Origin of the sequence: Pseudomonas sp. FBF18 (assembly GCF_024261405.1) — a bacterium.
Lineage (GTDB): Bacteria > Pseudomonadota > Gammaproteobacteria > Pseudomonadales > Pseudomonadaceae > Aquipseudomonas > Aquipseudomonas palmensis.
Window position 1 is genome coordinate 4,347 of record NZ_QKRS01000002.1, and the last position, 22,638, is coordinate 26,984.

At 63.1% G+C, this 22,638-nt stretch carries 18 protein-coding genes; 12 read left to right on the top strand and 6 right to left on the bottom strand.

Annotated features, from left to right (window positions below; all coding sequences use genetic code 11):
* The 6 genes from DN387_RS03870 to DN387_RS03895 all read left to right on the top strand — a co-directional run.
* Positions 1–550: RHS repeat-associated core domain-containing protein (locus DN387_RS03870; protein ID WP_254506007.1), on the top strand; the 550-nt coding region annotated here is incomplete at its 5' end.
* Positions 551–555: 5 nt separating this feature from the next.
* Positions 556–981 carry a hypothetical protein gene (locus DN387_RS03875; RefSeq protein ID WP_236171930.1) on the top strand — a complete coding sequence of 142 codons (426 nt, stop codon included), beginning with the start codon at positions 556–558 and terminating at the stop codon, positions 979–981.
* A gap of 185 nt (positions 982–1,166) precedes the next feature.
* Positions 1,167–1,682 carry a hypothetical protein gene (locus tag DN387_RS03880; protein WP_054916670.1) on the top strand — a complete coding sequence of 172 codons (516 nt, stop codon included), beginning with the start codon at positions 1,167–1,169 and terminating at the stop codon, positions 1,680–1,682.
* 320 nt (positions 1,683–2,002) lie between these two features.
* Positions 2,003–4,045, top strand: a complete 2,043-nt coding sequence (locus tag DN387_RS03885; RefSeq protein ID WP_054916669.1) for a TonB-dependent siderophore receptor — start codon at positions 2,003–2,005, stop codon at positions 4,043–4,045.
* On the top strand, positions 4,032–5,333 hold the full coding sequence (locus DN387_RS03890; RefSeq protein ID WP_054916668.1) for an ABC transporter substrate-binding protein: 1,302 nt from the start codon (positions 4,032–4,034) through the stop codon (positions 5,331–5,333). The genes DN387_RS03885 and DN387_RS03890 overlap by 14 nt, the downstream gene beginning before the upstream one ends.
* Entirely contained in the window at positions 5,330–6,664 is a 1,335-nt protein-coding gene (locus DN387_RS03895) for a di-heme oxidoredictase family protein (protein ID WP_054916667.1), read from the top strand. Before DN387_RS03890 ends, DN387_RS03895 begins: the two co-directional genes overlap by 4 nt.
* 91 nt (positions 6,665–6,755) lie before the next feature.
* Here the strand turns inward: DN387_RS03895 and DN387_RS03900 are convergent, their stop codons facing one another.
* A complete protein-coding gene (locus tag DN387_RS03900; protein ID WP_231390615.1) occupies positions 6,756–7,004 on the bottom strand; it encodes a hypothetical protein in 249 nt (82 codons plus the stop codon).
* Between the two features lie 353 nt (positions 7,005–7,357).
* Here DN387_RS03900 and DN387_RS03905 point away from each other — a divergent pair, with 353 nt between their 5' ends.
* The gene (locus DN387_RS03905; protein WP_043859956.1) at positions 7,358–8,584 is read left to right on the top strand and encodes an MFS transporter; all 1,227 of its coding nucleotides are present in this window, start codon (positions 7,358–7,360) and stop codon (positions 8,582–8,584) included.
* A gap of 102 nt (positions 8,585–8,686) precedes the next feature.
* Here DN387_RS03905 and DN387_RS03910 read toward each other — a convergent pair whose 3' ends face one another.
* The 3 genes from DN387_RS03910 to DN387_RS03920 all read right to left on the bottom strand — a co-directional run bounded on the left by DN387_RS03910 (position 8,687) and on the right by DN387_RS03920 (position 10,644).
* Complete coding sequence (locus DN387_RS03910; RefSeq protein ID WP_143516649.1) at positions 8,687–9,271, bottom strand: hypothetical protein; 585 nt, start codon at positions 9,269–9,271, stop codon at positions 8,687–8,689.
* Positions 9,264–9,911 carry a hypothetical protein gene (locus DN387_RS03915; protein ID WP_196932420.1) on the bottom strand — a complete coding sequence of 216 codons (648 nt, stop codon included), beginning with the start codon at positions 9,909–9,911 and terminating at the stop codon, positions 9,264–9,266. The genes DN387_RS03910 and DN387_RS03915 overlap by 8 nt, the downstream gene beginning before the upstream one ends.
* A 310-nt stretch (positions 9,912–10,221) precedes the next feature.
* Positions 10,222–10,644, bottom strand: coding sequence for an NUDIX domain-containing protein (locus DN387_RS03920; RefSeq protein WP_054916665.1), 423 nt, complete (start codon positions 10,642–10,644; stop codon positions 10,222–10,224).
* Positions 10,645–10,976: 332 nt separating this feature from the next.
* Here DN387_RS03920 and DN387_RS03925 point away from each other — a divergent pair, with 332 nt between their 5' ends.
* The 5 genes from DN387_RS03925 (at position 10,977) to DN387_RS03945 (ending at position 18,831) form a co-directional block, all read left to right on the top strand.
* Positions 10,977–11,849 (top strand): universal stress protein, encoded by an 873-nt coding sequence (locus tag DN387_RS03925; RefSeq protein ID WP_054916664.1) that lies wholly within the window; start codon positions 10,977–10,979, stop codon positions 11,847–11,849.
* A 177-nt stretch (positions 11,850–12,026) separates the two neighbouring features.
* On the top strand, positions 12,027–12,929 hold the full coding sequence (locus DN387_RS03930) for a GGDEF domain-containing protein (protein WP_054916663.1): 903 nt from the start codon (positions 12,027–12,029) through the stop codon (positions 12,927–12,929).
* Between the two features lie 120 nt (positions 12,930–13,049).
* Positions 13,050–14,207, top strand: coding sequence for an efflux RND transporter periplasmic adaptor subunit (locus DN387_RS03935; RefSeq protein WP_054916662.1), 1,158 nt, complete (start codon positions 13,050–13,052; stop codon positions 14,205–14,207).
* Positions 14,204–17,380: an efflux RND transporter permease subunit gene (locus tag DN387_RS03940; RefSeq protein ID WP_054916661.1), complete on the top strand. Its 3,177-nt coding sequence runs from the start codon at positions 14,204–14,206 to the stop codon at positions 17,378–17,380. The genes DN387_RS03935 and DN387_RS03940 overlap by 4 nt, the downstream gene beginning before the upstream one ends.
* Entirely contained in the window at positions 17,377–18,831 is a 1,455-nt protein-coding gene (locus DN387_RS03945; RefSeq protein ID WP_054916660.1) for an efflux transporter outer membrane subunit, read from the top strand. Before DN387_RS03940 ends, DN387_RS03945 begins: the two co-directional genes overlap by 4 nt.
* A 65-nt stretch (positions 18,832–18,896) precedes the next feature.
* Here DN387_RS03945 and DN387_RS03950 read toward each other — a convergent pair whose 3' ends face one another.
* Both DN387_RS03950 and DN387_RS03955 read right to left on the bottom strand, forming a co-directional pair.
* The gene (locus DN387_RS03950; RefSeq protein WP_054916659.1) at positions 18,897–21,332 is read right to left on the bottom strand and encodes a membrane-bound PQQ-dependent dehydrogenase, glucose/quinate/shikimate family; all 2,436 of its coding nucleotides are present in this window, start codon (positions 21,330–21,332) and stop codon (positions 18,897–18,899) included.
* Positions 21,333–21,675: 343 nt separating this feature from the next.
* Positions 21,676–21,984 (bottom strand): DUF3077 domain-containing protein, encoded by a 309-nt coding sequence (locus DN387_RS03955; RefSeq protein WP_054916658.1) that lies wholly within the window; start codon positions 21,982–21,984, stop codon positions 21,676–21,678.
* Between the last annotated feature and the right edge of the window lie 654 nt (positions 21,985–22,638).

Genomic DNA, 22,638 nt, shown 5'->3' on the forward strand with positions numbered 1-22,638 from the left:
GGTGCATGAGGAGCGGTCGGGCTGGGCAAGGCAGGTAGGGCTGAATAACCCGCTACGGTTTCAGGGCCAGTATCACGACCGGGAGACTGGGCTGCACTACAACCGGTATCGGTACTATGATCCGGGGGTGGGGCGGTTTGTTAGCAAGGACCCGATTAGTTATTCGGGTGGGTTGAACCTGTACCAATACGCACTAAATCCGACGGATTGCGTTGATCCATTGGGTTTGGCGGGGCGAAAAGTAGCTAAACCTCGTATTGATCCTGGCAATCGAAAAGAAGGCTGGCAACATATTGATGAGCGGCATGTGAGTGGCACCCATCCAGGGGGCCATGGCGACCTGTTTCCTGAGGGGACAACGCAAGAACAAATTCAGACGGCATGTGAGTGTCTTGTGAAAAAGGGTAATAGAGTTTCTGATCCTAGTAGCAGAATGCAAATCTATGAGAAGCGCATAAAAATAAATGGTCGCACCGACCGAGTTCGTGGTGTATTCGACTCTCATGATGGAAATAGGACAATTACGGTTTTCCCTGTTAGAGGAGGCTAATAGTTATGGAGTTCTACATTTCGAGATCCGAAGAGGGCGGTGAGCCAGAAGGATTTGACATGGGGGATATGAGGCTTTCCTCTGGCGATCAAGGTATAGACTCCAAGGATGATTCAAGATTTCGGATGATGATATATTTGTCAATTACCTCCTTAATTGATGGCTTGGTGAAATTGAAAAGCACAAAATCTTTTGAATTTATCGGAGTTGATTCATCTTTTGCGTTATTATTTAAGATTAAAGGAGAAAGGCTTTCTATTTTTTATCAGGGTCGTTTTTTTGCCGAAGCTAGTTATCGTGTTTTTTTAGGGGTTATTGATCGTGAAGTCGATAGGTTCCTTGGTGAAGAAGGAATTTCTATTGTCGATCCGGTTTTTGGGGACGTGGAGGCTTCTAGGAAAAAAATCAAATCCTCAATCAACACTAAATAGAACGTGTGGCAGTTTCCGTTGGTTACGACGGTGAGACCAGGCTGCATTACAACCGGTATCGGTACTATGATCCGTGGTAGGGCGATTTAGTGGGCAGAGCCCGATTAGTTGTTCGCGTGGATTGAATATGCAATGCCGCGCCCCGGTGTTTTACATTAAAAATACATATGCTGAGATTCAAATAGATGAAGTTACACGGGTTGTACGCAAAGATAATAAAAAAAGAAGCCTACAATGATCTGCGTTGCCTGGCAGGCGCGTTCGACGATTTTGAAGAATACCCCATCATTTCACGGGACAGCAGATTAAAAAAATTACAAAGGAAACTCGAGAAAAAAGACATCTCGGATTTTCTGTTGGGGCTTGCTGTTTTCGTATTGAATACCGTACGTGCACTCGCCCGCAGCAATCAAAGGCAGTTAGAGCTGACTGCCATCACCTTCACACGCTTCGATGCCAGCGGTGGCTCCACGTTGGTGCCCCAACTCTTCATATACCCAAGTACTGCAGCCGGCGCACTTCGCCAAACGCTTATCAAGAATCAACCTGAAACGGACTCAATGGAAATGACCAAGGTCAAGCAGCTGTTCACGACCTGCGGCTTCGTTGAGAGCTTCGTTTTTCTAGAGAGCAGGTTCCTTGACCACGCCTGCAACGAGGAACTTGTACGTATTTATGCCATCCCTCGACAGACGATGTAGCGCATGCCTGAGGGGTAGGGGTTCGATGCGCTTGCCGGCACTCCGCTGACACCTTGCCGTCAAGCGCAAAGCCGCTAGAAGCCCCGCTTCTGGGTTGATCAATTCGCTATATATTTTTGTGTACAGCGTTGTAACGTCCTGTGAACAACGCTAGCATTCCTGCCGTTTGGCCCTGTGCCATCCCGCTTTCCCCCCTTTAGCAACCACCGGCTGATCACCTCCTGGGGAGGTCGTGACCAGAAAAACCGTCGGCCGCTATATAAAATAATACACAACGTCGCCCGGGCGCCGCCTACGTCAAGGCCGACACAGGAGCAGCAATGAAGCCGCTAACACCGCACGCCCTGCTGGTTGCCGTCGCAGCCCTGGGCGCCGAATCCGCCCTCGCGGAGCAGAAAAACACCTTCACCCTCGGCGAAATCCAGATCTCCGCGCCCCAGGACGAAACCCTGTCCACCGGCGGCTCGGTCATCGACCTGAAGGACATCCGCCTGCACGACCGCGAAACCGTCGCCAGCGCGCTCACCCTGGCCCCCGGCGTCAACCTGGGCTATATCGGCGGTCGCGCCGAGCAAGTGGTGTTCGTGCGCGGCTTCGATCGCCTGCAGGTGCCGGTGTATATCGACGGCATCCCCACCTACGTGCCCTACGACGGCAACATCGACCTGGGCCGCTTCACCACCTACGACCTGTCGCGCATTCAGGTGGACAAGGGCTTTGCCTCGCTGCTGTACGGCCCCAACACCCTGGGCGGGGCGATCAACCTGGTTACCCGGCGCCCGGTGCAGGAATTCGAAGGCGAAGTGGGCGGGGGGCTTGAGCTGACCGATCACGGCAACGTGAACGCCTACCGCACCTACGCCAACGTGGGTTCCAACCAGGGCGCGTGGTGGATGCAGGGCGGGGTGTCGTATGTGGATTACGACTACACCCTGCTGCCCGACGACTTCAAACCCACCAACAACCAGCAAGGCACCGGCCGGCGCGAGAACAGCGACCACCGCGACACCAAGTTCAGCTTCAAGCTGGGCTTCACCCCCAACGAAACCGATGAATACGTGCTCGGCTACGTTCAGCAGGAGGGCAGCAAGGGCCAGCCCACCTATGCCGGCAAGCTGCCGCCGACCGGCCAGCGCGCACGCTGGTGGGAGTGGCCGCGCTCGGACAACACCAGTGTGTTCATCGCCACCAAAACCGGCTTTGGCGAGCACTTTCTGAAAACCCGCGTGTACCACGACACCTTCAAGAACTCGCTGGAAAGCTTCGCCTACCGCAACGGCGTGGTGGGTAACCTGCAGAAGGGCTTCCCGAGCAAGTACGACGACGAGAGCACCGGCTTCTCGGTGGAAGCCGACCTGGCCCTGACCGAAAACAACCGCCTGGGCATCGCCTACCACTTCAAGGATGACGTGCACCGCTCCCGCGATGGCGACAGCCCGCAAACTCACTTTCGCGACCAGACCCAGTCGATTGCCCTGGAAGACACCCTGCGCCTGAACGAGATTTTCAGCGTGGTGGGCGGCGTTTCCTACAACTACCGCAAGAGCCTGGATGCCGAAAACTACGGCACCACCGCCAGCTCGCCCAAGCAGGCCGTGCTGTACGACGAACCCACCGGCAGCAACGACGCGGTCAACGCGCAGCTCGGCCTGTTCGCCAACACCAACCCGCTGCTGGGCACCGATGACAACGGCCAACTGCGCCTCACCGTGGCGCGCAAAAGCCGCTTTGCGACCATCAAGGACCGCTACTCGACCCGCTTCGGTACGGTCATCCCCAGCCCGGACCTGAAGTCCGAACGCGCCACGCACTACGAGTTCGGCTACAGCGGCCAGGTTGCCCCGCAATGGCAACTGGACGCGGCGCTGTTCGTGGCCAATATCGAAGACTCCATCCAGAAGGTCACCGTGCCCGCGCAGGACAACTGCGCCGCGCCCTGCGGCCAGTTCCAGAACATCGCCAAGGCGCGCAACCAGGGGGTGGAGCTGGGCATCAACGGCGACCTGGGCGAGTGGGAGCTTGCAGCCAACTACACCTTCCTCGACCGCGAGAACCGTAGCGACCGCGACCTGCACCCCACCGACACCCCGCGCCACAGCCTGTTCGGCTCGGCCTCGTGGAACCTCGACGCCTGGAAGCACACCGCCAGCGTGGAGGCGGCCTCGCGTCGCTACAACACCTCCGACGCCACCCAGATGGCACCGGGCTACGCGGTGTACAACCTCAAGACCGGCTACCGCTTCAGCAACGACGTGCTGATCGAGGGCGGCGTGCGCAACCTGTTCGACCGCCTGTACGAGTACAGCGAGGGCTACCCGGAAATGGGCCGCCAATACTTCGTGCAATTCAATGCGCCGCTGTAACCGCTGGCTGGCGGGCCTGCTGCTGGCGTTCAGCGGCCTGCTGAGCGCGGCCCCGCAAAGCGTGGTGGTGATGACCAGCTACCCCGAGGAGGTGATGACGCGGGTGGAGGATGGCTTTGCCCAGGCCCACCCGGAGTATCGCCTGCAGGTCCTCTGGCGCCAGGGCTTCGATGCCTTGCCGTACCTGCTGCAAGCCAGACAGGGCGGGGTGGATGTGTACTGGGCGCCGTCGCCGGGCAACTTCACCCGGCTGGCGAAGGCGGGCAGTTGGCAGCCGCTGGGTATCAGCCTGGAGGGCCTGCCGGCGCAGATCGGCGGCCTGGCGTTGCGTGATCAAAAAAACCTGTACCAGGCGACCGAGCTGGCAGGTTACGGCTTTGCCATCAACGCCGCGTCGCTGGCCGAGCTGGGCGTGCCCACGCCCAAGGACTGGCCCGACCTGCTTGACGCCCGGTTGCGCGGGCGGGTGGCGCTGCCCGACCCGGGCCGGGTCGGGTTTGCCCCGGTGCTGCTGGATATCGTGCTGCGCGCCTATGGCTGGGAGCGCGGCTGGGCCCTGTGGAGCGAGCTGGCCGGGCAGGCGCGGCTGGTCACGCGCGGCGGTACGCTGGTGAGTGACGAAGTCACCAGCGCGCGGGCAGCGGTTGGCTTGTCGATCGACTTCTTCGTCGCCTCGGCCAAGGCCAACGGCGAGCCGGTGGACTTCGTGTACCCGGCCCACAGTGGGCTCAACCCGGCATTCATCGCCATTACCGCAAGCACCCAGGCGCCGGCCGGTGCCCGGGCGTTCGCACGGTACGTGTTGTCCGACGCCGGGCAGGCGCTGCTGGCCGATGCCGACATTCGCAAGCTGCCGGTGCGCCCGAGCGTGTATGCGCAGCTGCCCGCGCAGTACCACGACCCGTTCGTTGCCGCGGGGCTCGGCGCCTATGACTACGGCAACGGCAGCTCGCGCGAACGCCTGGCGCTGATCAGTTCGCTGTTCACCCAATGGCTGGGCCTGCCCCACGAGGCGCTGAACGAACTCTGGACGCGGCTGCACGCGGCCGAAGCGGCGGGGCATGACGTAGCCGCCATACGTCAGCTGTTGACCGCGCCGCCACTGACTGCCGGGCAAGCCGAGGCCAAGCCGTTGCTGGGCCTGTTCGCGGCACGTCAGGACAAGGGCATGGCCCACGAGCCGGCAACCGACCAGGATGCACTGGGCCGCACCGAGATCACCTGGCAATTCCAGGCCGCGCTGCAGCGGGCAGAGGCGGCGCGGTTGCTGGAGGGGCTGGGTCAGTGACCGTTGTGCGCATCGCAGGGCTGTCGATCGGTTTGCTGGTGAGCGCGCTCGCCAGCGCCGATGTCACCCACACCGCGGTCAACCGTGAGGCCTATGCCCAGCCCTTCGCCGGGCTGGACGAAGGCCAGCTGGAGCGCTTCTTTCGCGGGCGCAGCCTGTTCCGGCAGGCGTGGGTGGTCGCGCCGTCTCGCGACGAAGCGGTGGATGGGCTCGGGCCGTTGTACAACCGGGTGTCGTGCATCGCCTGCCACCCCAAGAACGGTCGTGGTCAGGCGCCGCAGCAGGGGGAGGCGATGCGCAGCCTGTTGCTGCGCCTGTCCGTGCCGGGCCGCGATGCCCGCGGCGGGCCGAAGCCTCATCCTGTGTATGGCGACCAGCTCAACGACCAAGGTGTGCCCGGCGTGCCGGGGGAAGGGCGGGCCCATGTGTACTGGGAGGAACACGCGGTGCCGCTGGGCGATGGCGAAACCGTGATGCTGCGCACGCCGCGTGTCGAACTGCGCGAGCTGGCCTATGGGCCACTGGACGGGGTGTTGACCTCGGCGCGGGTGGGCTCGCCGGTATTCGGCCTCGGTTTGCTGGAGGCCATCGAGGCCAGCGCGCTGCAGGCCATGGCGGCTGAAGCCAAGCCCGACGGCGTGACCGGGCGCGTCAATCAGGTGTGGAGTGTGGAGCGACAGCGTGCCGAGGCGGGCCGCTTTGGCCTCAAGGCCAACCAGCCCGACCTGCGCCAACAGATCGCCCACGCCATGCTGGGCGACCTGGGCATCACCTCCTCGCTGGCTCCTGAGCAGAACTGCACCCCTGCCCAACAGGCCTGCGCGCAGGCGCCCCACGGCGGCGAGCCGGAGCTGGACGCGATGCAGCTTGGTGACCTGCATTTCTACCTCGCCCACCTGGCCGTGCCTGCGCGCCGGCAGCAGGCCGAGCCTGCGGTTGTGCAGGGTAAAAAACTGTTTGCCGCGATTGGCTGCACGGCCTGTCACCGGCCCGAACTGGTCACGGGCACACACCCGCTGTACCCGGCGCTGAGCCAGCAACGGATCGCGCCGTACACCGATTTGTTGTTGCACGACATGGGCGAGGGGTTGGCCGATGGCCGTGAGGACTTTCTCGCCAACGGCCGCGAGTGGCGCACCCCTGCGCTGTGGGGGCTTGGGTTGGGTGAGCGGATCAACCCCGGCAGTGGCTACCTGCACGACGGCCGAGCGCGCACGCTGGAGGAAGCCATCGTGTGGCATGGAGGTGAAGCGCAAGTGGCCCGGCAGCGCTATGTAACGCTGGGGGCGAAGGAACGGGCGGCGATTCGGGCGTTTCTTGAGTCGCTGTAGGGCGCTGGACCCAAGGCGATCATCTCTCAGTGACGGGAGCGCGATTCAGCGTGAGAAGGCCAGGGCATGAAGCCCTGGCCAATCGCAACCGTCACTTTTTCTTTTTCGCAGGTTTATCTGCCTTGTCCGACTTCTTGGCCTTCTCGGGCTTGCTGTCCGATTTTTTTGCAGATTTCTTGGGTTCGGCATCTTTTTTCTTGTCTTTCTTTTCTTTCTTTTCAGAGGCTTTGGAAAGAGCCGATGCCGCAGCTGATTTCTTTGCCGATGATGACTTCTTGTCTTTCAAATCCTTGCTGGCTTTTGAAGACCCGTCTTTGCTTTTCTTCTCGTCCTTAGCCACGTTGACCACCTCTGATAGCGCTTGCCGGTATTGGCACGTTGCCTGTGGGATCATCCACATGCTGATCATTAGGCGAGTTCGCCCAGAGGCGGTTCAAATTATTTGAGGCGCTGGGCAGGGCCTTGGCGGATGTTGCGTCAGGTACCGGGGCTTGGCATGCCCGGCAAGCTGGGCCAAGCTTGCATGGGCCTGCAGCAGTTGCTCTACTACGGGCCTTTCATCGATAGCGCTGATGATTACTATCAAAGGGCCCGCCTGTCGGCGCGGTAAAACCCGCTTGTATAATCGCCTTCGATTTTTCCCCGCTTTCCGCGCCTGCTCAAGGCGTCATTTCCCCCATGGAACCCAGCACCATGCCAAGCGCAAGCCAGGCCCCTAGCGGCCTTCCCGAACACAATCAACAGAGCGTCAAACAGCAGTGGCTGGCGATTCTCTCGGTCGCGGTGGGCGCCTTTGCCCTGGTGACCAGCGAGTTTCTGCCGGTGGGCGTACTCAACGATGTCGCCAGCGACCTGGGCATCAGTGCCGGTCATGCCGGCCTGATGGTGACGCTGCCCGGCATCATGGCCGCACTCGCCGCGCCCTTGCTGTCGGTGGGCATCGGCGCGATGGACCGGCGCTACCTGCTGATCGGCCTGACCCTGATCATGATCATCGCCAATGCGGTGGTGGCCTACGCCACCGACTTCAGCCTGCTGCTGTTCGGCCGTGTGCTGCTGGGGGTGAGCATCGGCGGGTTCTGGGCCACGGCCATCGCCCTCAGCGGCCGCCTGGCCCCCAAGGGTGTTGGGGTAGCCCAGGCCACCTCGATCATCATGGTGGGTGTGACCCTGGCCACCGTGCTGGGCGTGCCCGTCGGCACCTGGCTCAGCGGCCTGATGGGCTGGCGCATGACCTTCCTGGTGACCGCGCTGGTGGGTGTACCGGTGCTGCTGGCCCAGGTGTTCCTGCTGCCGCGGCTCAACCCCGACAAGGCCATTCGCATCAGTGACCTGCCGGCACTGTTCATCAATCCGCAAGCCCGGGTCGGCCTGATTGCGGTGTTGCTGATCGGCCTGGCGCACTTTGCCGCGTACACCTACGTGGCACCGTTTTTCAAGCAAAGCGCCGGCTTCGATGGGCCGACCATTGGCTCGCTGCTGTTGCTGTATGGCGTGGCCGGGGTGCTGGGGAATGTCTTCGCCGGGTTTGCCGCCAACCGCAGCGTGCGTTACACGCTGATGCTGGTGGCGCTGATGATTGCCGTCAGCACGGCGCTGTTCCCTTACTTCGCCACCGGCATGACCGGTGCGGTGATGCTGATCGCGCTGTGGGGCTTTGCCTTCGGTGCCTTTCCGGCCTGCGCCAGCATCTGGATGTTCGTGGTGGCGCCCAAGGATGTCGAGCGTGGCATGCCGCTGTTCGTGGCTTTGTTTCAGGTGATCATTGCGCTGGGGTCGTTCTTTGGCGGGCGCATCGTCGACCAGATGGGCAGCTCGGTGCTGCTGAGCCTGGCCACGGCACTGGTGGGCTGCGGTTTTGTCACGGTGCTGGTGCTGGGGCGCAAGGTCAGTAACCGAATGGCGGTTCAGCCTTGCTAGCAGCCCGGCGCATGGGCTGACGTCAATCTTGATGGGGCCGCGTGTGCGGCCTTGCAGATCGCTGAGATTCGATAGCACCCAAATCAGCACTTCATTGCTGATCTACGGCGCATAGAAACACCCGCCCAGCGGGTCAGTCCACACCAGCTCCCCGGTAGCGGGGCGGCGCATCAGGTTGTCGAGCTTGGCATCCACGTCACATTCATGGCGCTGCGCAAATTCCGCCGCCCTGGCGAGTGTGATCAACACCCCCGCCAGCGCGGGATGCTCACCGGCCAAGGCCAGGCACTGTTCAGCAAGCACGGCGTTGGCCGGCAGATCATCATTGTCGTCGAGCAACCCCGACAGCAGGCTGGCAAGTAACGGCTCGCTGGCCTCATCCACGCTTATCAACCTTTCCACTTCGGCCAGCCAGTAGAACTCGTTTTCGCTTCCCCTGAGTGAAGCGTCAGAGGGACCCACGGCGCCATAGTCGTGAATGACCTCGACGACATTACGGTTGCCCTGGGCCCACTGCCGGGCAAGAAAATTGTGGCCGCAACCTTCGAGCGTGAGGCGATAGAGCCTGGTACCGTGCTCGAACAGCATGCTGCTCGAACCCTGGCAAAGGAACGTCGCCTGGTTCAGCGGTGCGCTTGCCAGAATCGCCTGGAAGTGTTTGCCCGCCAGCACCGGTTGATCAGCCATGCCCATTCCCCCCGCTGAAGTTGCCGACCCCTGATGCTTGAACAGCCGCTTTCGAGAGCAGGCCAAGCCTGCTTCTCGGGTGATCCCTTTCCCCAAGCCAGTTGGGGATCAAGGCGCCTTGCGCCGCAAAGTGCTCGACATGCACCACGGTGATTCTGCCGTCTGTGTAGGCCACGGCGTTGATCATCTTCCATGCGCCGGGGCGGGCATGGCGCAACAGCGCGTAGGCAGACGCGACATAGTTCATCCCCGTGCCCAGGCCGAACATCACGATCAGTCGGGTCTCTTGCGGCAGGTCGCGAAGAAAGGCCGTTGTACAGTTGCTGGCCACCGACTTGCCGAACGGGCTGGCAATGAACTTGTCCAGCATCCCGCCGCCTGATCCTTTCCAGGTACCAGCCTTGCGGTCGTGGCGCTCTACGGTGCAACGGATGAGCGATGCGAAATGAAAGCGCCCGTTGTTGTCCGCAATAAGGCGGTCCACCTGTTGCTTGAGCCTGTCAGGCGGGGCGGCGGGGATAAGGCCCACGTGGGCCAGAATCTTGCCCACATTGAGACGACTGCCCTTGTAGGCGATGTCGTCGTGAGGTGTGCTGGCAAGTGCCCCCGCCTGAGTGGGGCCCTTGGAGAAGCCCAGCACAACCACCTCTGGCGTAGTACTGCCCCATGCCAGCGGGTTTGCCGTAATACGCCACTCGCCCTCGGTGCGAGTGGCTACATCGAATGCTGGCGCACTCTCGGTGTGGCAACGCGAGCAGGAGACTCTGCCGTGACGGGGTAAGCAACTCATCAATCCTCCCAAGGTGCCGACGTTTGAAGTAGCAGGGCGCCACAAGATGGACTCGATCCGGCTATTACGCGGCAACTGCGAGCAGCGTAGTTGACGTTGTTTACTTTGCCATCAGCGTGTCTACCGCCCGTTTGTGCTCGGCCAATAGCCGACATGGCGCCTAGCCGGGCACGGGTGCTTCAGTGAGGCCAAGTCGAAGGAAGCTCAATGCATCCTTGTAGAGTGGGTGCCATGCGTCGGATGGCTCGCTATGGAGTGGATGCCAGAAAAACCTGAACGCGTGCCCTCCGTCATCCTGGGTAAAGTGAACCCAGGTGTCGGGAAGCTCGTGGGTGACGTGACACTCATGAAATGCCCACACATGCCCGGTTACCTCAGCGCGCCACCTGCCAAGATTTCGTCCCACCGTGCCATTAATTCCGGCTTCCTCGAACAGTTCTCGTACAGCCGCGTCTTCGCTCGGCTCACCTGGCTCCACACTTCCCTTGACCAACTGCAGGCCCGCCAACGGATGCGCGAACGCCAGAACCTCCAACGTTTCACGGCTGCGCAGCACCACCGGGCAAGCTTTATCCACTGCCATGTTGTTCTCCCCTTGGCTCATTGCTGTTGAGTGTTGAGCGCGTCGAAAGCTGAACGATGTCAGCTGCCTTCAACACTGCACGATCTTAAAGCATCCATCCGGCTCTGCCGGGTTTTTGCCTCCCTCCCACGTTCAGGACAAACCAGGCAGCACACTGATGAACCTGCCCACATGTTGCAGTTTGTTGCCGCAGCCAGATGCCTGGCCTTGAGGTTGACGCAAATCAAGCCGCTGCCTATGGGGTTCGGGAGACCATGGCGGCACGAAAGGAGCGGACCGACAGCAGGCCAACGCCTCGATCCGCATGCGCCACATTGCATAAGGAGCCCCACATGAGCCCGTTGAAGCACGTACTGGTTGCCACCGATTTGTCCACTTCTGCGCGCAACGCAGCAGAGCGGGCCGCACTCCTGAGCCAGGCGCAGCATGCCGCGCTGGACCTGCTCTACGTTGCCAACCCCGCGCCTTACGAGCGCCTCAAGCAGGTTGTGGTACCCGATGACAACCTGTTGAGTCGCGTGCTGGAAAGTGCCGGCGAAAACCTGCGTGCAGTGGCTGCCATGCTGTTCCACCGCTACGCCATCTCCGCTGGCACACAGGTCGCGCCCGGTTCGGTGGCTACCGAAATCACCCGTGTGGTGCAAGACAAACACACCAACCTGCTGGTATGCGGGGCCAAGGGGCAGAACCTGGCGCGCCGCCTGCTGGGCTCCACCGTGCAGCGCATGCTGAGCCGCATGCACTGCCCGATGCTGGTGGTCAAACAGGCCCCGCGCGAGGCGTACCGCCGCGTGCTGGTGCCGGTTGATTTTTCGCCTTCGTCGCTGCGTGCCATCGAGCTGGCAAAAGCCGTGGCCCCGCAGGCCGAAATCATTCTGATGCACGCGTTCGAAGCGCCCTTCGAGGGCAGCATGCGTTTTGCCTACATCGACCAGGACACCCTCACGCACTACCGCAACGCCATCAAGAAGGATGCCGTGGAGCAACTTTCGGCCCTGAGCGAAGCCGCCGGCCTGCCCAATGCTCGGCAGATCATTGCACACGGCGACGCAGCCTGGCGGATCGTGGAAACCGAGCAGGAGCTGGACTGCGACCTGATCGTGGTCGGCAAGCAGGGCGAAAGCGCGCTTGAAGAGCTGCTGGTGGGCAGCGTCACCAAGCACGTGCTGAGCGAATCGCAGTGCGATGTGTTGGTGTCGATCTAGGGCCTGTAGGTAGGGCAGGGGGCCGGAAACGCTTGGCACAGCACACGCGATAACGGTTCTGTCGCAAGCGCCGTGCGGCGTTGGTGGCATCCGCAAGGCCCATGTTGCGGATGATGGCGTAATGGTATTGTTGGCTACCGTTACGCCATTCATCAATCGGCACAGAAGAAGTGCTTCATGATCGACACCGCACAGATGGCCCTGATTCTTGATGCGCTGCCCGACCCTGCCTTCATCCTGTCGCGCAGTGGCAAGTACGTTGCGGTGTTTGGTGGCCGCGACGCGCGTTATTACCACGATGGGTCCGGCCTGATCGGCCTGTATATTTCAGACCTGATCAATGCCGACAAGGCGAACTGGTTTCTGGAGCAGATTGCCCGGGCACTGGCCACGGGAAACCTGCTGGTCGCCGAGTACGAGCTGAGCAACAGGGACGTGAAGGGCCTGCCCGATGAGGGCCCCAAGGACCCCATCTGGTTCGAAGGGCGCATCCAGGCCCTGAACTTCAGGGTGGACGAAGAGGAGGTCGTGCTGTGGGTCGCCAGCAATATCTCCGAACGGCACACACTGGAAGTCAGGCTCAGGGAACTGAGCGATACCGACCAGCTCACCGGTCTGTTCAACCGCAGAAAGCTCGAACATGACCTGAAACTGCACCACGAGTCCCTGACACGCTATCGCGTGCCGACGTCGGTGTTCCTGTTCGATCTGGACAACCTCAAGAAAATCAATGATACCCAGGGGCATCACGCCGGTGATCAGATCATCCAGGCGGTGGCCGAGATATGTCGTTGCGCGCTGCGCGCAACGGATTTCGCCTGCCGCCTGGGTGGCGACGAGTTTGTGGTGGGCCTGCCCAATACCGAGCGCGAGCAGGCGCTGCAGCTTGCCGAGCGTCTGCATGAGCGCTTTCGCAAAGAGCTGAGCCGCTATTGGGCAGGCGACACGGTGGTCACCGTGAGCATTGGCGCAACGGCCATGCTGCCCGAGGACCACGCTTACGAGGACACCTTGAAACGGGCCGATCGTGCCCTGTACGTGGCCAAGAGCATGGGCAAGGACCGGATTGTGTGGCTCTGACGCCAGGGTATGGCCAATGTCAGAAAACCCTTGACCTTCCAGACGTGGCAAGTCGGATAAGTACGCGAACGTTGCTTTGCCCCCGCAAAGCAGGTCGACACTCGTGCGAAAGGCCATGTGATGAACGTCAAACGCGTAACCCTTTTCACCGCGGCGCTAAGCGTCGCGCTCACCAGCGTCGGGTGCAAGGAGACGGCACCCGCGACTGAACCCGCCAAGCCTCCCAGTGTTCCGGTAGCCGAGGTGATCGTGCGCCCGGTAACGCCCCATGCCGAATTCACCGGGTCGCTGACCGCGATCAAGCGGGTCGAACTGCGCCCGCGGGTGGCCGGCTACATTCAGGCGGTGAGCGTGCCAGAGGGCCGCATGGTAGAGAAGGGCAGCCAGCTCTTTGTCATCGATCCACGGCCCTTCCAGGCCGCGCTCGACGCCGCCACCGCACGCCTGCAGGAGGCCCGGGCGGCGTGGCTGCTGGCCCAGGCAGACCATGCCCGAGCCCGGCAACTGTATGCGCAAAAGGTCGTTGCGCGGGACCGGCTCGACAGCGCAATTGCGGCGCTCGATGCGGGCCAGGCCCAGGTCGATGCCGCAAAGGCCGCGCTGGACGCTGCAAAGCTCGACCTGAGCTTCACGCGGGTTACTGCACCGATCAGTGGGCGTGTAGGGCAAACCCTGGTCACCGAAGGCAACTACGTCACCAATGGGGTGACGCCACTGACCACCATCGTCTCTATCGACCCCCTGCATGTGTACTTCGATGTGGACGAGCGCACGTACCTGCGCTCGCTCGCATCAAGCCGGCCTGGCGCGGGCGCGCAGGCGGCGAAGGTGAGCGTGGCGCTGGCCACCGACAAGCAGTACGCGCGGCCCGGCCGCGTCGATTTTCTGGCCAACGCCGCCGATCGCAACACCGGCACGCTGCGTGTTCGCGCGGTGGTCGACAACCCCGACGGGCAGCTGACGCCCGGTTTGTTTGCCAAGGTGAAGCTTGAGACCGGCACGCCACAGGCCAGGGTGCTGATCTCGGACCAGTCGATTTCGACCGATCAGGGCAGCCGCTACGTACTGGTAGTGGGCAAGGACGACAAGACCCAGTACCGCCCGGTCGAACTCGGCCCGATGGTGGAGGGCTTGCGCGTGATCGAAAAAGGCCTGCAGCCCGGCGAGCGCATCGTGGTCAAGGGCCTGGTGCGCCCGGACATGCAGGTTACGCCGCAGCCCACCTCGATCGAGGGTTCGCCCGTCAAGGCGCAGCAAACCCTGGGGGCGGCGCAATGACATTCCCGCGCTTCTTCATCGATCGTCCCATTTTTGCCATCGTCCTCTCGATACTGATGATGATTGCCGGCATCGTCGCCTTCTTCCAGCTACCGCTGAGCGAGTACCCGGCGGTCACGCCGCCGACCGTGCAGGTGACGGCGTCCTATCCGGGGGCCAACCCCCAGGTAATCGCACAAACCGTGGCCGCGCCACTGGAGCAGGCGATTACCGGGGTCGAGGGCATGCTGTACATGGCGTCGCAGTCTGCCACCGATGGCCGGATGGTACTGACCATCACTTTCGCCCAGGGCACCAATGCCGATATTGCGCAGATCCAGGTGCAAAACCGCGTTTCGCGGGTTCTGCCGCGCCTGCCGGCAGAGGTGCAGCACCAGGGCGTGGTCACCCAGAAGACCTCGCCGGACATGCTGATGGTGGTTCACCTGCTGTCTCCCGACAAACGCTACGACCCGCTCTACATGTCGAACTACGCCTACCTTCAGGTGCGCGATGAACTGTCGCGCCTGCCCGGCATCAGCGATGTGCTGGTGTGGGGCGCCGGGGAGTACAGCATGCGGCTGTGGCTCGACCCGGACCTGATCGCCGCGCGCGGGCTCACCGCAGGCGAGGTGATCGAAGCGGTGCGCGAGCAGAACGTGCAGGTGGCGGCGGGGTCGGTCGGCCAGGCGCCCAACGCCACCGCCGCGTTCCAGGTAACCGTGAACACCCTGGGGCGGCTGACCGATGAGCAGCAGTTTGGCGACATCATCATTCGCACCGGCGACGACGGTCAGGTCACGCGCCTGCGCGATGTGGCCCGTATCGAGATGGGCGCCGACTCTTACGCATTGCGCAGCCTGCTCGATGGCGAACCGGCCGTTGCGCTGCAGATCATCCAGAGCCCGGGCGCCAATGCCCTGGACGTTGCCCAGGCGGTGCGCGAAACCATGCAGCGGCTGGAGGCGAACTTCCCGGCGGGGCTCACCTCGCGCATTGCCTATGACCCCACGGTGTTCGTGCAGGCCTCGCTGGAGTCGGTGGCCATCACCTTGCTGGAGGCGATCATGCTGGTGGTGATCGTGGTGGTGCTGTTTCTGCACAACTGGCGCGCGTCGCTCATCCCGCTGATGGCGGTGCCGGTGTCGCTGGTGGGCACCTTTGCGGTCATGCACCTGATGGGCTTTTCGCTCAACACCCTGTCGTTGTTCGGCCTGGTGCTGTCGATCGGAATCGTGGTGGACGATGCGATCGTGGTGGTGGAGAACGTCGAGCGTCATATCGAGAACGGCGAGGCGCCGGCCCAGGCCGCCAGGCTTGCCATGGACGAGGTGACCGGGCCCATCATCGCGATCACCTCGGTGCTGGCTGCGGTGTTCATCCCCACGGCGTTCCTCAGCGGCCTGCAGGGCGAGTTCTATCGCCAGTTCGCGCTCACCATTGCCATCTCGACGATTCTGTCGGCGGTCAATTCGCTGACCCTCAGCCCCGCACTCGCCGGGTTGCTGCTGCAGCCACGCCAGCACGGCATTACGCCCGACCCCCGCAGCCTGCGCGGGCGTGCCCGGCGGTTGCTCGGCACCCTTGGCCGGCCGTTCCAGCGTGCACCGCAGGCCTATGGCAACACGGTGCGCAAGGTGGTCCGGCTCAGCGGCCTGGTGCTTGTGGTGTACGTCGGCCTGCTGGGGTTGACCGCGTTCGGCTTCAATGCCGTGCCACCGGGCTTTGTGCCGATGCAGGACAAGTACTACCTGGTGGCCATCGCCCAGTTGCCCAACGCGTCGTCGCTGGACCGCACCGAAGCGGTGGCCAGGCAGATGTCGCAATTGGCCCTGGACGAGCCGGGCGTCGAAAGCGTGGTGGCGTTCCCGGGGCTTTCGATCAACGGTTTCGTCAACGTGCCCAACGCCGCGGTGATGTTCATCATGCTCGACCCGTTCAAGGAACGTGCCTCGCCGGACCTGGCTGCAACCGCCATTGCCGGGCGCCTGCAGGCCAGGTTCGCGGGCATTCCCGATGGTTTTCTTGGGGTGTTCCCGCCACCCCCGGTGCCCGGCCTGGGTGCCACCGGCGGCTTCAAGATGCAGGTCGAGGACCGCAGCGGCGCGGGGCTGGAGGCCCTGGTGCAGCACACCCGCATCCTGATGATGAAGGCCACCGAGTCGGGGCAGTTGGCCGGGCTGATGACCAGCCTCGATATCAATGCACCGCAGCTCGACGTGGTCATCGACCGGGCCCAGGTCAAGAGCCAGGGCGTGCGCCTGACCGATGTGTTCGAGGCACTGCAGGTGTACCTGGGCTCGCTGTACGTCAACGACTTCAACCGCTTTGGCCGCACCTACAAGGTCACGGCGCAGGCCGACACGGACCACCGCATGCAGGCCGAAGCCATCGGCCGCCTGCAGGTGCGCAATGCGGCCGGGGCCATGCTGCCGTTGTCGGCGTTTGTCAGCGTTACGCCAAGCTCCGGCCCGGACCGGGTGATTCACTACAACGGCTACCCCTCGGCGGACATTGCGGGGGGCGCAATGCCGGGCGTGAGTTCAGGGCAGGCGGTTGCGCTGATGGAGCGTCTGGCTGGGGAAATGCTGCCTGAAGGCATGACCTTCGAATGGACCGACCTGACCTACCAGCAGAAGCTGGCCGGCGATTCGGCGCTGTTCATCTTCCCGCTGTGCGTGTTGCTGGCCTACCTGATTCTGGCGGCGCAGTACAACAGCTGGCTGCTGCCCCTGGCGGTGCTGCTGATTGTGCCGATGTGCCTGTTGAGCGCGATCATCGGGGTGTGGCTGATGGAGGGCGACAACAACGTGTTCGTGCAGATCGGGTTGATCGTGCTGGTGGGCCTGGCCGCCAAGAACGCGATCCTCATCGTCGAGTTCGCCCGTACCCTGGAAGCGCGGGGGGCGAGTGTGCTGGAGGCGGTTGTGGAGGCATGCCGGTTGCGCCTGCGCCCGATCGTGATGACGTCCCTGGCCTTCGTCGCCGGCGTCGTGCCGCTGGTGCTTGCCAGCGGCGCAGGCGCCGAGATGCGCCAGGCCATGGGGGTGGCGGTGTTTGCCGGCATGCTCGGGGTGACACTGTTCGGCCTGTTCCTGACCCCGGTTTTCTATGTGGTGATCCGTGGCCTGGCGGCCCGCTTCGAGCGGCACACGCCCACAGCCCAGCCTGCCCTGGAGGAGCGCCGTTCATGAGCCGTTGCTATCGAGCTGTTCTGGCGCCCCTGGCCACCCTCATGCTGCTGGCCGGGTGTGCTGCAGTGGGCCCCGACTACGTTGCGCCGTCGCTGCCGGCAGCGCAGCTTCCCGCACGCTTCGATGAGCTGCCTGCCGGGCTTGGCCCCGGTAGCGTCGAGGCCCGGTGGTGGGGTGCCTTTGACGAGCCCGCATTGACCGCGCTGGTGCAGCGGGCGCTTGCCGCCAACCATGACATCGCGATTGCAGCCGTGCGGCTCGAAGAAGCCAGGGCGATGTTGCGCGAAAGCCGCCAGGGTTTCCTTCCGCGTGGCGGCCCTGCGCTCAGCTACGAGAACCGCCGCTGGAGCGAAGTGCAGACACCGGCTGGCCAGTCGCGGCAGAACGAAACCTATCGGGGGGCGGTCGATGCGTCCTGGGAAATCGACCTGTTCGGCCGCGTGCGCCGCTCGGTGGAGGCCGCACGCGCCCAGGCCGGTTCGCGCGAGGCGTTGCTGCGCGGGGTGCAGGCGAGTGTGGCGGCCGAGGTGGCGGCCACCTGGTTCGAGCTGCGGGGCATCGAGGCCGAGTTGGCGGTTGCCGCCGATACCCGCCAAAGCCAGCGCGACAGCCTGAGCATGGTCGAACGCCAGGTGAACGCCGGGGCGGCCACCGAGTTCGACCGGCTGCGGGCCGAGGCCCTGTTGCGCTCGGTCGAGGTGAGCGTGCCCGAGCTGGAGCGTCGGCGTGATGCCTCGGTCAACGCCCTGGCGATCCTGCTGGGCGAGCCGCCGCAGCGGTTCACACCACCGGCCGCCGAGCCTGGGGAGCAGGCGCTGGCCCTGCGCACGATCGCCGTCGGCGAGCCCACTGCGTTGCTCTGGAGACGCTCCGACATTGCCGCGGCAGAACGCGCCCTTGCGGCCGCCACGGCGCAAATCGGGGTCGAGACGGCGGGCCTCTATCCTGAGGTGCAGGTGCAGGGCTCCATCGGTGTGGTCACCGGAAGCCTCGACGGGATGAGTGGCGCGAGCGCGTTGTCGAGCTTTATCGGCCCGATGATTCGCTGGTCGCTGCTGGACACCGGGCGTGTACGTGCCCGCATTGCCGCCAGCGAGGCACGCGCCAGGGAGGCGTTGATCGTGTACGACCAGACGGTATTGCGCGCGTTGCAGGAAACCGATGATGCCTTCAAGGCCCACGGGGCTGCGAGCAATACCCTGAGGCTGCGATTGCTCGAATCGGCGGCCAACGGCGAGGCGGCGCGGCTTGCCCGGGCGCGGTTCTCGGAGGGCGAGGGCGTCTATCTGGATGTGCTTGAGGCCGAGCGCGCCGATTACGCCAGCAGACGCGCCCTGACCGCCGCACGTACCCGACAACGCCTGGCGGTTGTGGGCATCTACAAGGCGTTGGGCGGTGGCTGGGAAGTCTGCGCGCAGGCCCGGCAGCCGTGCGACGGCGCCTCTCTCTAGCGTTCCATCGGGCAAAAATAATCCCCGAAACCGGGGATTATTTTCATACGGCTTCCACCAGCGTGTTACTGCTGTCCAGTACCGTCGGGCAACGCATAGGCAATGATGTAGTCGCCCACATCAGGCGAATGGCTCATGCCGCCCGCCGAGATCACCACATACTGCTTGCCGGTCGCCGGCGACTGGTAGATCAGCGGCGCTGCCACTGCACCTACCGGCAGGCGGGCTTTCCACACCTCCTTGCCGGTGGCCGAGTCCAGGGCCCGCAGGTAGTAGTCCTGGGTGCCGGCAAAGAACACCAGCCCCGAGGCGGTCGAGGTAGGGCCGCCCAGCGTCGGCATGCCCAGCGGGATCGGCAGGTGGGTCTTGAGGCCCAGGGGGCCGGTGTCCTGCACGGTGCCCAGCGGTACCTGCCACACCAGTTTCTGGGTGTTCAGGTCGATGGCGCTCATGCTGCCGAACGGCGGGGTGTTGCACGGCACGCCCAGGGGGGATTGCAGAATGTCGATTTTTACCCCGCCATAGATGCCCGCCACTTGTGGGCGAATCGTGCCCATGAAGCCCGGCACCTCATCGGTGGAGACCTTGAACTTGCTGGTGTTTTCCTTGGTGACCAGCGCCATGCGCAGCGGTACGCGCATGTCGTTGACGAACATCATGCCGGTGTTTTCGTCGATGGAGATGCCACCCCAGTTCATGCCACCCAGCAGGCCCGGCCATTCGATGTAGGGCTTTTCGGTCGGCGGGGTGAAGGGGCCCACGTACACCGAGTCCTTGAACATGATGCGGCAGTACAGCTGGTCGAAGGTGCTCACGCCCCACATGGACTTCTCGGTCAGGGGCTCGGCACCAATCACCGGCATGCCCACCGAGTGCGGTTGGGTCGGTGCCAGGTGTTCGCCTTCGGCGGCGGGGGATGTGGGTACGGGCAGCTCCTGAACTTCAGTCACCGGCTGGCCGGTGCGGCGGTCCAGCACGAAGATGTTGCCGGTCTTGGTGGTCTGGATCAGCACCGGGGTCTTCTCGCCCTGGGCGTTCTTGATGTCGTACAGCACCGGTTGCGAGGGCAGGTCGTAGTCCCACACGTCGTGGTGCACAGTCTGGTACACCCACTTGGCCTTGCCGGTCGAGGCATCGACGGCCACCACGGCCGAACCGTACTTTTCCTTGGCCTGGTTGCGGTCGCCACCCCAGTAGTCGGGCGGGCCGTTGCCGGTGGGCAGGTACACCAGGTTCAGTGCCTTGTCGTAGGTGGGCACGGTCCACACGTTGGGGGTTTCCAGGGTGAACTGGTGGTCGCTGGCGGTTGCGTCCTGGCCTTCAGGCGCACCGATGTCCCAGGCCCACACCAGCGCACCGGTCAGCACGTCGAAGGCACGCACGGCGCCCGACGGCTCCTTGGCGACGATGTCGCGCACCCAGCCGCCGACCACGGTGAGGTGGCCCATTACCACGGGCAGGGAGGTGGGGTGGTAGCGCTTGCTGTTCTCGGTGGGGCCCATGCCTTTTTTCAGGTCGACATAACCGTTGTCGCCAAAGCTCGGGCACAGGGTGCCGGTGTGTGCGTCCAGTGCAAACAGGCGGGCGTCGACCGACGACACCAGGATGCGCTGGCGGCACTGCTGCTCGCCATACGAGGCCTTGACCTCGGCGCTCAGGCTGTCGTCCTTGTCGATGTCGTGGTAGCCCACGCCGCGGCACGTCACGTGCTCGGCGCTGCGCGCGTGCGGGTCGAACCTCCAGATCGGCTTGCCCGTGTCGGCGTCGAGGGCGGTGATCAGGTTTTCTGGCGTGCATGAATACAGCACGTTGCCGATCTGCAGCGGGGTGTTCTCGTCCACGCCGGCACCGGCGCCCGTGGTTCTGCGGCCGGTGCGGTAGATCCAGGCCACTTGCAGGTCCTTGACGTTCGCCGGGGTGATCTGGCTGAACGGCGCAAAGCGCGTGCCCGAGGCGTTGCGGCCGAAGAACTCCCAGTTTTCCGGCGCGGCGGGGGCTTCGGTCGGCGCAGGCTTGGCCGTGGAGGCGAGCGGGGTGGAGATTGCACCGTGCGGGTAGAACGCCGCCACGAAGGTCGCGATCAGCCCCGCGAACACCGCAAAGCCGAAGCGGTTGGCCAGGCGTCGGGTGCTTGCCGAGGTGCCGGGCAAGGCTGCGCCGACCCACAGGCTGAGGGTCAGGATGATTGCCGGTACCACCAGGCGTGGCAGCAGTTCCCAGTAGCTGAACTGGCCGACTTCGTAGAATGCCCACACACAGGTTGCCAGGGCGATGGCTACCGAAAGGGCGATGCTGGCGCTTTTGCGCAGGAACATCAGCGCTGCCAGCAGCAGGTATGCAACGCCTGCGATCAGGTAGTACGGCGAGCCATCGAGTGCTACCAGTTTGAAGCCGCCGTAGATCATCGCCAGCGATACGAGCAGCACCAGCAGGGCAAACAGCACCCTTGCGGTGGTGCCGAGTGCAAACTTCCGAGTTTGCGGTTGATGGTCATCCGTCATTTTTTCATACGTTCCGTTAGTCAATGGAAAGTGCACGCAAGCTCTGCGCAGGGGTCAAGGCATTCAGTCGGCAGCGGTAAAGGTCGAACCCGTGGGGCGTGGCGATCAGCGCGCAAGGGCGTGCGCGATCATTCGATACGGGGGGCGCCGAAGGCTCTGGGAAAGGGTGTTGGCGTTGGGGTGGCCTTTGCGGAGTCGGCGCGGTAGGGCTGCCTGAAAACGGTGGCCAGTTTAGGCGGGCGAGGCGGGGCGGATAAATGCTCAAGGTCGAAAAGCATTGTTGGGGAAACAGTAACAATGGGGACGGTCGGTAGGCCGCGTGTGCGGCCCGTGTGTTGCGTCGTTACTGCGGTGCCGCGTTTGCTTCCATGGCGTCCAGCATGCTGTCGATCAGCACGTTGCTCATTTCCAGTGATTGCTGTGCGGCAATCAGCAGCGTCTTGAACTGCTCATCGGCGCGTTCGCAGGCTTGGGCGGTGGTGTCCTTGGCGCATTGGATCTGTAGCGACAGGTGGACCAGCGCGTCTTCCAGCTCGATGCCTTCGCACACGGAAAACAGGGGAGGGTGATTGCCGTTGCAACAGCCGAAGGCGGTGTAGACGGGTTTGCGGCGGGTGGTGGTTAGTGGGGGATCGGGGACGATTTTTGTCATTGTGCTGCTCCTTGATCAGTGGAGCTGTCACTCATCGCTGCTAAACGAAAGGGTGGCAGCTGTACGCGGGTTAGCAGACCAGGGATCAAGGAACCCGGCGCGCACGAGTGCGCCCCACGCACAACCGCCATAACACGAGACAACGGGCGATAAAAAAGCGCCAGTTGAACGAGAAACGGGCGCTTTGTGCACCTTGAATTTTTTGACAGGCTGCTAAACCCGACCGCTGGATTTACAGCGGCTCGGAAAGGGTAACGGGGTTTGGGTGGGCATTCAAGGTTTTGAATGGGGGGAAGTGGAGGGGCTTCCATCTCGGCGCTGGTGTACCGGGGGTAGCGAGCTCTGTTGCATTTGAGATCAAGGGCTTAGGGCGTAAAGAGTGATATGCGTCTGAAGTATCTCTGTCTGTTGCCGCTTATTACGACAGCGTAGTCAACCGACCACGTGGGGCGCAAGCAGCCATTCATGGACAGCCCATTGCGCCCCAACGGCACCGGTGACGAAAGGCCGCTATCGGCCAAGAGCGGACGTTTTTTGGCTATCCCTCACTCCGGTAGACACCTGCATGAGACGCTTCGACCTCAGCAGACCTATTCCTGCCGTGCGGCGTAACCCACTTGCAATAGACACGCTCAGTGCGAATCGAGTAGTGTC

Coding starts and splice junctions, on each gene's coding strand:
- DN387_RS03875 (WP_236171930.1), top strand. CDS start 556: ATGGAGTTCTACATTTCGAGATCCGAAGAGGGCGGTGAGCCAGAAGGA.
- DN387_RS03880 (WP_054916670.1), top strand. CDS start 1,167: ATGAAGTTACACGGGTTGTACGCAAAGATAATAAAAAAAGAAGCCTAC.
- DN387_RS03885 (WP_054916669.1), top strand. CDS start 2,003: ATGAAGCCGCTAACACCGCACGCCCTGCTGGTTGCCGTCGCAGCCCTG.
- DN387_RS03890 (WP_054916668.1), top strand. CDS start 4,032: ATGCGCCGCTGTAACCGCTGGCTGGCGGGCCTGCTGCTGGCGTTCAGC.
- DN387_RS03905 (WP_043859956.1), top strand. CDS start 7,358: ATGCCAAGCGCAAGCCAGGCCCCTAGCGGCCTTCCCGAACACAATCAA.
- DN387_RS03910 (WP_143516649.1), bottom strand. CDS start 9,271: ATGGCTGATCAACCGGTGCTGGCGGGCAAACACTTCCAGGCGATTCTG.
- DN387_RS03920 (WP_054916665.1), bottom strand. CDS start 10,644: ATGGCAGTGGATAAAGCTTGCCCGGTGGTGCTGCGCAGCCGTGAAACG.
- DN387_RS03925 (WP_054916664.1), top strand. CDS start 10,977: ATGAGCCCGTTGAAGCACGTACTGGTTGCCACCGATTTGTCCACTTCT.
- DN387_RS03930 (WP_054916663.1), top strand. CDS start 12,027: ATGATCGACACCGCACAGATGGCCCTGATTCTTGATGCGCTGCCCGAC.
- DN387_RS03935 (WP_054916662.1), top strand. CDS start 13,050: ATGAACGTCAAACGCGTAACCCTTTTCACCGCGGCGCTAAGCGTCGCG.
- DN387_RS03940 (WP_054916661.1), top strand. CDS start 14,204: ATGACATTCCCGCGCTTCTTCATCGATCGTCCCATTTTTGCCATCGTC.
- DN387_RS03945 (WP_054916660.1), top strand. CDS start 17,377: ATGAGCCGTTGCTATCGAGCTGTTCTGGCGCCCCTGGCCACCCTCATG.
- DN387_RS03950 (WP_054916659.1), bottom strand. CDS start 21,332: ATGACGGATGACCATCAACCGCAAACTCGGAAGTTTGCACTCGGCACC.
- DN387_RS03955 (WP_054916658.1), bottom strand. CDS start 21,984: ATGACAAAAATCGTCCCCGATCCCCCACTAACCACCACCCGCCGCAAA.